7 protein-coding genes are annotated in these 7,134 nt (G+C 65.7%); 1 reads left to right on the top strand and 6 read right to left on the bottom strand.

The genetic code is table 11. The features are described from left to right. On the top strand, positions 1–326 hold a 326-nt coding region (locus ACT4OC_RS00825; protein ID WP_444837201.1), incomplete at its 5' end, for an EAL domain-containing protein. Between the two features lie 33 nt (positions 327–359). Here ACT4OC_RS00825 and ACT4OC_RS00820 read toward each other — a convergent pair. The 6 genes from ACT4OC_RS00820 to fliQ form a co-directional block, all read right to left on the bottom strand. Further along, positions 360–1,316: a Tim44 domain-containing protein gene (locus tag ACT4OC_RS00820; RefSeq protein WP_444837200.1), complete on the bottom strand. Its 957-nt coding sequence runs from the start codon at positions 1,314–1,316 to the stop codon at positions 360–362. 178 nt (positions 1,317–1,494) lie between these two features. Further along, positions 1,495–2,304 carry a hypothetical protein gene (locus ACT4OC_RS00815; RefSeq protein ID WP_444837199.1) on the bottom strand — a complete coding sequence of 270 codons (810 nt, stop codon included), beginning with the start codon at positions 2,302–2,304 and terminating at the stop codon, positions 1,495–1,497. A gap of 45 nt (positions 2,305–2,349) precedes the next feature. Continuing rightward, positions 2,350–4,902: a cell cycle histidine kinase CckA gene (gene cckA / locus ACT4OC_RS00810; protein WP_444837202.1), complete on the bottom strand. Its 2,553-nt coding sequence runs from the start codon at positions 4,900–4,902 to the stop codon at positions 2,350–2,352. A 119-nt stretch (positions 4,903–5,021) separates the two neighbouring features. Continuing rightward, a complete protein-coding gene (flhB, locus tag ACT4OC_RS00805; RefSeq protein WP_444837198.1) occupies positions 5,022–6,092 on the bottom strand; it encodes a flagellar biosynthesis protein FlhB in 1,071 nt (356 codons plus the stop codon). A gap of 8 nt (positions 6,093–6,100) precedes the next feature. Next, complete coding sequence (gene fliR / locus ACT4OC_RS00800) at positions 6,101–6,871, bottom strand: flagellar biosynthetic protein FliR (protein WP_444837197.1); 771 nt, start codon at positions 6,869–6,871, stop codon at positions 6,101–6,103. Between the two features lie 17 nt (positions 6,872–6,888). After that, positions 6,889–7,134: flagellar biosynthesis protein FliQ (gene fliQ / locus ACT4OC_RS00795; protein ID WP_444837196.1), on the bottom strand; the 246-nt coding region annotated here is incomplete at its 5' end.

Here is a 7,134-nt window from a genome sequence, read left to right as displayed (position 1 = left end):
ACGCCTTTCCGTTCGACAAGATCAAGCTCGACCAGTCCTTTGTGAAGCGCCTGCCGGAGGATGCCGCGGCTGCCGCCATCGTGCGCACGGTGCTGGCGCTCGGCGCAAGCCTCGACATTCCCGTGCTGGCCGAGGGCATCGAGACCGAGGCGCAGTGGCAATTCCTCGCCCGCGAAGGCTGCGCCAAGGGCCAGGGCTACCTGTTCGCCAAGCCCCAAAGCCTCGCGCAACTGCCGGCGGCGATCGCCGCCGCCGCACGTTTCGTGCGCGAGGAGGAGCCGATGCTGTTCGACGCGCCGCCAAAAAGCGAAAGCGCCGCGGCATGAGCCGCGGCGCTTCGTATCGTTCTCGTGCTGCGATCAGTTGGTCTGCTGGATCGCCGAGAGTTCCCAGTTTCCGCCGCGGTTCCGGACGAAGGTCCACACTTCCGTGGCCTCGGTCGGCTGATCGCTACCGGCGATCATCTGGCCGTTGTTGCGATCGAAGGTCTTGTCGACCAGCGAGAACCGCAGCGCAACGGTGGCGTAGTCGGCATCGCCCTCACGCCAAGCTTCGGCAAGGTCGCCCTGCAGAAGCTTGACGCCGGTGACCTTGTTGACGGCGTTGCGCGCCTTGTTGTCGGCGAGGTCGCGGGCGAAATACGAAACCATCTCCGGCGTCGACAGCCGCTCCAGTTTGGAGACGTCTTCCTCCGACCAGGCGGCCTGAACCTCGCCGAGCAGGCGCTCGAAGGCTTCATAATCTTCCGGCTTGATCTCGAGCGGCGGTGCGTTCGAGCCGAGGCCGAAACCCATGGCGCTGCGATAGTTGGCCTGCGGGTTCTGCGCCGGCGCAGGGCCGGCGCCCGTGCTGGCATAGGCCGGCGCGTTGCGGCGCTGCCACCACTTCATGGCCAGCCGCACCACCAGGATGATCAGGCCGATCTGCAGGATCAGGCCGAGGATCGAGGCGAAGCCTCCGAGGCCGGAGAACAGGCCGCCGCCGAACAACATGCCGAGCAGGCCGGCGCCGAGGAAGCCCGCGGCGAGGCCGCCGAGCATGCCCATGCCCGGGCGGTTGAAGAAGCCGCCGCCGGTCGCCGCCGGCGCGCTCGGGCTGCCCGGCTGGGTCATGGTGCGGTTCATGGGTTGCGCGGCCTTCGGCGCCGTGGTCGTGGACGGCGGCGCGGAAAAGGTTCTCGAGCCACGCGATCCCGAGCTGGAGCCGCCGCCAACGCGCGCGTCGGCATAGGAAGCTGCGATCACGGTGGGCAGTGCCAACGAAAGAACGACGGCGATCGCCTTGATCATGCCGCGCGTACGCTGGGTGAATTTCATCGGTTTTTCCTCAGGAATCCCCGGTATGGGGAAAGCGCCCCTAAGATGGGCAGCGTTGCCCAAAAGAAAAGCCAATAAAGGGAACCTCGGCTGCGGCCCTCGGTCGCGGGGACGCGACAATTGTGCTGCAATATCCGGTGTTTCCCGGGGCGAGGGCGCGGTACCGACGGGTAGAGCCCTACTGCGGCAGTGTCCAGTTCGGGCGTACATAGGCGACGCCAAAACCACTACCGAGAATGTTCCTGTAGCTCGGCGCAGGCTGCCCCTCCTGCGGCACGCCGGTTTCCGTTACGGCATAGCGGGCGCCGTACGTCGCGGCGTCCGCGATACGTCGCGCCAGCAACGCCGATTGTCCGCCCTTGCGGCGCATCTCCGGCCTCGTTGCGCCGATGCCGAGCCAGGCGAAATCGCCCTCGACATAGAGTGCCGCCGCGCCTGCGGGCTTGTCGTCGTCGAACGAGGCATAGGCGTGCCAGTGGGGCCGTCCGACGATTTGCGAAAGCCACGTCGCCATCGGCGCCGGCATGCCGAAGCCGGCGATGGCCGATTCAGCGAAGATATTCCGGTCCTCGACGCTCACCTCGCGAACCGTCAGCGATGTCGCCGCGTCCGGCGCGTTCCGCGTCTCGCGGCAGAATTTCGCCCATGACAGCGGGCTCGCCTGCAATCCGGCCGCGCGCGCCAGATTTTCCATCTGCGCGGCCTTCGACCCCGGCGCGATCTGCACGATGAATTTCGCCTGCCCGACCTCCCGGAACCGCGCCTTGGCCTCGCCGATGCAGGCTCCATCGTCGCCGCCGAGCCCGGCTCCCGCGAGCCAGTTGAACTGAAACTGCGGAATTTTCGCCGCCGCGAAAAACAGCGCGCCGCCCATCCGGCGCGTTTCGAGCCCGATGGCGCCCGCGAACGGCGGCGGTGCCGCCCGCACCAGATCTTCCCAGGCGTTTCGCTCGATCCGCTCCAGTTCGGCAAGAAGAGGGTGGGTCATGGCAACGTGCCCGCCTTGAATGCTCCAACGTCATCCTGCCATACGTTACGAACCCGCCATGGTTTCCTTCACCGCAGCCACCAGCTGGGCGAGCGTGAACGGTTTCGGCAGGAAGGCGAATTGCTGGTTCTCCGGCAGGCTCTTCTCGAAGGCGTCCTCCGCGTAGCCGGAGACGAAGATTATACGGATGCCCGGATTCTTGGCGCGCATTTCCTTGAGCATGGTCGGGCCGTCCATCTCCGGCATGACGACGTCGGAGACGACGAGATCGACCGCGCCGTCCTTCTCGGCCAGTGCCTCGATGGCTTCGACGCCATTGGCGGCCTCGATCACGCTGTAGCCGCGCGAGCGAAGGCCGCGTGCGTTGAGCGAACGCAGGCCGTCCTCGTCCTCCACCAGCAGGATGGTGCCCTGCCCCGTGAGATCGGGTTTTGGTTTCGCCGCTTCTGCGCCCGCGCCGCCCGCCGCCTGCGGTTCCGGTTGCGCCTCGAGCTCGGGGCGATGCCGCGGCAGGAAAATGTGGAACGCGGTGCCCTTGCCGGCTTCAGAGTCGACATAGACGAAGCCGCCGGTCTGCTTGACGATGCCGTAGACGGTGGACAGGCCAAGGCCGGTGCCCTTGCCGACTTCCTTGGTGGAGAAGAACGGCTCGAAGATCTTGTCGATGATCTCTGCCGGGATGCCGGTGCCGGTATCCATCATGTCGATGCGGACGTAATCGGCCGCCGGCATGCCCTTGTAGGAAAGCTGGCCGGCATCATCGGCGCTGACGTTGCCGGTCTTCACCGTCAGCGTGCCGCCTTCCGGCATCGCATCGCGCGCATTGACGGCGAGATTGACGATCACCTGCTCGAACTGGGAGACGTCGACCTTGACCGGCCAGAGATCGCGGCCATGCACGAGGTCGAGCTTGACCTTCTCGCCGATCAGCCGCCGCAGCAGCATGGTGAGGTCGGACAGCGCGTCGCCGAGGTCGAGCACCTGCGGCCGCAGCGTCTGGCGGCGCGAGAACGCAAGCAGCTGCCGCACCAGCGTCGCGGCGCGGGTCGCGTTCTGCTTGATCTGCATGATGTCCTGGAACGACGGGTCGGTCGGCTTGTGCGCGTTCAGCAGGAAGTCGTTCGCCATCATGATGGCCGACAGCACGTTGTTGAAGTCGTGCGCGATGCCGCCGGCGAGCTGGCCGACCATCTCCATCTTCTGCGACTGGTTGATCTGGTTCTCCAGCGCGCGGCGCTCGGTGGTCTCCAGGAGATAAACGATCGCAGCTTCCGTCTCGCGCTCCTCCGGCTCCACCGCGGTGACGAAGAACTGCCCCCAGCGCTCGCGCGGGCCGTCGAGCATCGCCTCGACCGGGGAAATGTCGCCCTGCCCTTCGGCGGCCTGGTTGATGGCTGATATCAAGAGGCCGCGGTCGCGCGCATTGACCGCGCGGAAGATCGATTTCGACGCCGCACCGTCGCCGCCGAGGCTCTGCGCCAGCTTGGCAAAGCGCGCATTGGCACGCACCACGTTGCCGCCGCGGTCGACGGTGGCGATCGCCATCGGCGTATGGTCGAAGAAGCGCATGAAGCGCACTTCGGCGGCGCGCTGCGGATCGACGGAATGCTCGTCGCGGGCGCGGCTGATCACCAGCGTGCGCGAGGCGCCCGGCGCGCCGTCGGCGCCGAAGGCGAGCTTGTGATAAAGCCGCACCGGCATCGTCTTGCCGCCGCGCATGCGCAGGTCGATGTCGAAGACCTCCGTCTTGACCTCGCCCGGCGCCGGCACGATCGAGGTCAGCAACGACGCGCCGTCGCCTGAGACGATGTCGGCGAGCTTGAGGCCGCCCGAGCCGATCTCGGCGAGGTCGTGGTCGAGCCAGTTGGCGAGCGTGGCGTTGACATAAACGATGTCGCCGGCCGGATTGACCGAGAAGAAGCCGCATGGCGCGTGATCGAGATATTCGATGGCGTGCTGCAGCTCCTGGAACACGTCTTCCTGGCGCTCGCGGTCGCGGGTGATGTCGGCAATCGACCAGACCGCATATTTCGCCGTGCGTTTGGCATCGCCGAGCGGGCGCACCCGCAAGCGCAGCCAGCGGCCGTGGCTGCCGTCGGCGCCGGCAATACGCACCTCCTCCTGCTGGCGCTTGCCTTCGCGCGCGGCCTTGAGCAGGCGGAACACGGCTTCCGACACGTCGGGATTGCCGATGAATACGCGCTCGACCGGGCGGACGTCCTGCGGACCCGCTGCGCCCGTCAGCGTCAGGTACGCCGCATTGGAATAGACCACATGCCCACGCGGATCGGTGACGGCGAGCCCGTCATGGGCATGGTCGGCGATGCGGCCGATGATGGGGTTGTCGGCATTGCGGTCGGCGAAGCGGATGATGCCGGCGGCAAAGGCGAACAGGTTGAACAGCCCGACCATCGCGAGCACCGCCAGCAGCCCGAGGATATAGGGCTGAGCGTGGGTGCGGCCGAGCGTCATCAGGGCAACCGCGACCCCGACCAGGGCGGCGGCCACCAGCAGCACCAGGATGATGCTGCCCCGCCGCGCCGGCTCGTGGACGGCGACCGGCTCGGGCGGGAGTTCGTTATGGGTCTCGGCGGACATATAAAGAGACACGGACCTGACGCTTTCGCTGCTCATTGAGTGCCTGAATCGGACCGGTAAACGCAAGCCCGTCAGGCGGTTATTCGGTGTTTTACAGGTACTTTGCCGGCCGTAGCGTCCTACAGCCGCGAGGAAAAGCCGCGCTTGAGCCGCATCACGAAGCCGATGATCTCGGCCACCGCGTGATAATGCTCGACCGGAATCTCCTCGTCGATATCGACGGTGGCATAGAGCGAGCGCGCCAGCGGCACGTTCTCGACGATGGGAATATCGTGCTGCTTGGCGATTTCCCGGATCTTGAACGCGACATTGTCGACGCCCTTGGCGACGCAGACCGGCGCCGCCATGCCGCGGTCGTAGGCCAGCGCCACCGAGTAGTGGGTCGGGTTGGTGATGACCACGCTCGCCTTGGGAACCGCGGCCATCATGCGCTTCTTCATGCGCTGCTGGCGCAGCTGGCGGATGCGGCCCTTGACGTGGGGATCGCCTTCGGACTGCTTGAACTCCTCCTTCATCTCCTGCAGCGTCATCTTCTGGCGCTCGTACCACTGGCGGTACTGGAAGAAGTAATCGGCAATCGCGACCGCGGCGAGCATGGCGACCACCGCGCCCATCAGCTGCAGGGTCAGGCTCGTCGTCACGCCCATCAGCGCCGCGGGATCGAAGTGCACCATCGCCTCAAGGCGATGGCGCTCCGGCCACAGCACGGCGGTCATGACCGCCCCCAGCGCCGCCACCTTGAACAGGCCCTTGACGAAATTGGCGATCGCCTGCTTGCCGAACACGCGCTTGAAGCCGGCGCCGGGCGAAATCTTGCTCAGTTTCGGCTTGAGCGATTCGGTGGACCACACCAGGCGATGCTGGATCATGTTGCCGGCAATGGCGGCGAGCATCAGCATCAGGAAGGGAATGCCGATGGCGGCGATCAACGCATATTCGATGTGCTGCAGCAACGCCATCAATCCGGGCCCGTCGGTGCGGATCATCCATGAATTGGCGATCAGGTTGCGCATGGGGCCCAGCATGCCGCTGCCCATCGAGCCCGAGAAGGTCGTCAGCAGCAGCGTGGCGCCGGCGATGATGAACCAAGTGTTGACCTCCTGGCTTTTTGCCACGTCGCCCTTTTCATGCGCATCGTCGAGGCGTTTTTGGGTAGGGTCCTCTGTGCGCTCGGTATCGTCCTCGGCCATCGATCACCTCATCTGAGCGGCGTGAGCTGGTGCATCACGCCGATGAAGTAGTCGATAAAAGCTCCCATCAGCGCCGATATGACGAGGCCGAGGATCAGGAAGCCGGCGAGGATCGACAGGGGAACGCCGACGAAATAGACCTGCATCTGCGGCATCAGCCGCGCCAGGATGCCAAGCCCGATATTGAACACGAGGCCGAATACCAGGAACGGCGCCGAAAGCTGCAGGCCGATCTTGAACGCCGCGGCGAAGGCGCGCGTCGCCAGCGCCGCGACATCGCCGCTCGGAAAGACCTCGCCGGGCGAGAAGATGCGGTAGCTCTCGCTCAGCGCCGCGATGACGAGGTGATGGCTGTCGGTGGCAAACAGCAGCGTCAGGCCGAGAATGGTGAGGAAGTTGCCGATCAGCAGGCCCTGCTGGCCCTGCGTCGGATCGATCGCGGTGACGAAGCCGAGGCCCAGTTGCTGCGCGATCACCGAGCCCGCGACCTGCAACGCCGACAGCGTCACCCGCGCGGTCGCGCCGAGAACGATGCCCACGACGATCTCGTGCAGCATCAGCACCAAGAGCGGCGTCAGCGAGCTCATGTCGACCTGATAGGCCGTGCGGTGCAGCGGCAGGATGATCAGCGTGAGCAGCAGCGCGATCGACAGCTTGATGCGGGTCGGGATGTTGGTTTCGCCGAAACCCGGCAACAGCATCACCATCGCGCCGATGCGGGCGAACACCAGCATGAAGGTCGCGGCGAGCGCGGGCAGGACCGAGATGTCGACACGCATGACTCATGAAGAGTGCATCATCCGCCGATGATTCGCGACGATATCCGCATCATGTGGCCCTGCATGGAATCGGCCATGAACGGCAGGGCGAGCAGCAACGTGACGAATATCGCGAGGATCTTCGGCACGTAGATCAGCGTCTGCTCCTGGATCTGCGTCAGCGCCTGGAACAGGGACACCACGACGCCGACCACGAGGCCGACCACCATCAGCGGCGAGGACACCACCACGATGGTCCAGATCGCATCGCGCGCGACGTCGAG

Source organism: Bradyrhizobium sp. (assembly GCF_052389815.1).
Classification (GTDB): domain Bacteria; phylum Pseudomonadota; class Alphaproteobacteria; order Rhizobiales; family Xanthobacteraceae; genus Bradyrhizobium.
This window is presented reverse-complemented; position numbering and strand designations above follow the sequence as displayed.

What these genes read in the sequence shown, in the direction of transcription:
- flhB (WP_444837198.1), bottom strand. Translation starts at nt 6,092, where the DNA reads ATGGCCGAGGACGATACCGAGCGCACAGAGGACCCTACCCAAAAACGC.
- ACT4OC_RS00815 (WP_444837199.1), bottom strand. Translation starts at nt 2,304, where the DNA reads ATGACCCACCCTCTTCTTGCCGAACTGGAGCGGATCGAGCGAAACGCC.
- cckA (WP_444837202.1), bottom strand. Translation starts at nt 4,902, where the DNA reads ATGTCCGCCGAGACCCATAACGAACTCCCGCCCGAGCCGGTCGCCGTC.
- ACT4OC_RS00820 (WP_444837200.1), bottom strand. Translation starts at nt 1,316, where the DNA reads ATGAAATTCACCCAGCGTACGCGCGGCATGATCAAGGCGATCGCCGTC.
- fliR (WP_444837197.1), bottom strand. Translation starts at nt 6,871, where the DNA reads ATGCGTGTCGACATCTCGGTCCTGCCCGCGCTCGCCGCGACCTTCATG.